The sequence below is a fragment of the Streptomyces phytophilus genome (assembly GCF_013870535.1).
GTDB lineage: Bacteria > Actinomycetota > Actinomycetes > Streptomycetales > Streptomycetaceae > Streptomyces > Streptomyces phytophilus.
The window spans coordinates 1-1,874 of the sequence record NZ_JACBXC010001174.1 but is presented as its reverse complement, the minus strand read 5'-3'; the positions used below and the strand labels follow the sequence as shown (position 1 = coordinate 1,874).

The following is a 1,874-nucleotide window of genomic DNA, read 5'->3' as shown; positions in this document are numbered from 1 at the left end:
GTCCGCGCCCTCGCCGGCCGCGGCGCCCGGGTGTTCTTCTGCGGGCGGCGGGCCCGCCTCGGCCGCGAGATCGAGGCGGACATCCGCCGCGCGGGCGGGGAAGCCACGTACATGCGTACGGATGTGCGCCACGAGGACCAGGTACGGGACTTCGTGCGCGGCTGCGTACGGCGCTACGGGCGCATCGACATCGCGTACAACAACGCGGGCATCGAGAGTCCGCGCGCGGCGCGGCTGCACGAGCAGACGCTCGCGGACATGGAGGACGTGTGGCGCACCAACGCCGCAGGGACGTTCCTCGCCATGAAGTACGAGATCCCGCAGATGCTCGCGCAGGGCGGCGGGGTGGTGGTCAACACCGCGTCGATCTCCGCGGAGGTCGGCTTCGCGACCATCTCCCCGTACAACGCCAGCAAGCACGCGGTGGCGTCGCTGACCAAGGTGGCGGCGCTGGAGTACGCGCCGGAGGGCGTGCGCGTGACGGCGTTCGCGCCCGGAGCGGTGGACACCCCGATGCTGCGGCGGGCGGCGGAGGCGTTCGGCCTGACGTACGAGGAGATCGCGCGGGACTACCCGATCCGGCGCATCGTACGGGCCGAGGAGATGGCCGCGGTGATGATGTGGCTGGGCTCGTCCGCCGCGGCGCCGGTCGTGGGCACGGACGTGGACGTGTCGGGCGGCTGGCTGACGGCCTGAGGGCGGCCCCGGGGGCGGCGGGGCGGGAACGGATGTGCGGGCCGCGGCGTTGAGTCAGCAGGCCGAGTCGCGGGAGGCGCGGGGATGAACATCGTTGCGGAGCTGTTCGCGCCCAGCCATGCCCACGCCCGGCGGGCCCGGGAGCGGATGGAGCTGGTCGTCGACGGCGTCGGCACGGGCGATCCGCACCGCGGGCCGATCGACCTCACGTCGGGCAAGGTCGTCATCGCGCTCGGGGAGGCGGCGAAGCCGGCCGAGGAGCCGGAAGACGCAATTCCGGAGGACGCGATCCCGGACGACATCCCGTCCGACGCGATACCCGCCGACGCCGCACCGGCCGACGCTGCCCCGCCCACCGCCGTCCCGTCGCAGGCCACCCCCACCCCCGCCGGAACCCCGCGCCCGTAGCTGACCGAGAATCGCACCCATGACGAAGGTTCTCGTGGTGCAGAACGACCGCGGCGGCGGCCCCCGCCGCTTCGGCGAGTGGCTGGAGCAGCAGGGCCTCGCCCTCGACGTCGTCCACGCCTACGCCGGCGCACCCCTCCCCCACCGCCTCGACCACGCCGCGATCATGCCGCTCGGCGGCGGGCCCATGCCCGACGACGACGTGGCGATGCCGTGGCTGGCGGCGGTGCGCGGGCTGGTCGCCGAGGCGCTGGAGCGGGACGTCCCGGTCTTCGGCGTCTGCCAGGGCGGCCAGCTCCTCGCCCACGTCGCCGGCGGCCGGGTCACCGCGTCGCACGGCGAACCCGAGCTGGGCAGCACCCCGATCGCGCTGCGCCCGGACGCGGCGGACGACCCGCTCTTCGCCGGGCTCCCGTCGCGGGTGACCGCCGTCCAGCGGCACGTCGACGCCATCACGCAGCTGCCGCCCGGCGCGGTGTGGCTCGCGGAGAGCGAGCGCTGCCCGCACCAGGCGTTCCGCCAGGGGGCCAGGGCGTGGGGCGTGCAGTTCCACCCGGAGGCCGGCGCCGATCGCGTACGGGCGTGGAGCGACGAGTCCATCCGCGCCCGCGGCTTCGATCCCGCCCGGCTGCGTACCGAGGCGGACCGCGACGAGCAGGAGTCGGCGGCGGTCTGGCAGCAGGTGGCGCACCGCTTCGCGCGGGCGGTACGGGCCGAAGGCTGACCCGGCGCGGCCGCCACCCCGGGCCCGCGCTCCGGAACCCGGGCCC

General features: G+C 75.6%; 3 protein-coding genes. All 3 read left to right on the top strand.

What is annotated here, in order from left to right:
- A partial coding sequence (locus H5J30_RS30425; protein WP_181790653.1) for an SDR family NAD(P)-dependent oxidoreductase occupies nt 1-696 on the top strand: 696 nt, incomplete at its 5' end.
- A gap of 84 nt (nt 697-780) precedes the next feature.
- Nucleotides 781-1,104, top strand: coding sequence for a DUF6191 domain-containing protein (locus tag H5J30_RS30420; RefSeq protein WP_181790651.1), 324 nt, complete (start codon nt 781-783; stop codon nt 1,102-1,104).
- 19 nt (nt 1,105-1,123) lie between these two features.
- On the top strand, nt 1,124-1,828 hold the full coding sequence (locus tag H5J30_RS30415) for a type 1 glutamine amidotransferase (RefSeq protein WP_181790649.1): 705 nt from the start codon (nt 1,124-1,126) through the stop codon (nt 1,826-1,828).
- Nucleotides 1,829-1,874: the final 46 nt, after the last annotated feature.

Bases quoted from the DNA above. Each gene is read 5' to 3' on its own strand.
- H5J30_RS30420 (WP_181790651.1), top strand. From the start codon at position 781: ATGAACATCGTTGCGGAGCTGTTCGCGCCCAGCCATGCCCACGCCCGG.
- H5J30_RS30415 (WP_181790649.1), top strand. From the start codon at position 1,124: ATGACGAAGGTTCTCGTGGTGCAGAACGACCGCGGCGGCGGCCCCCGC.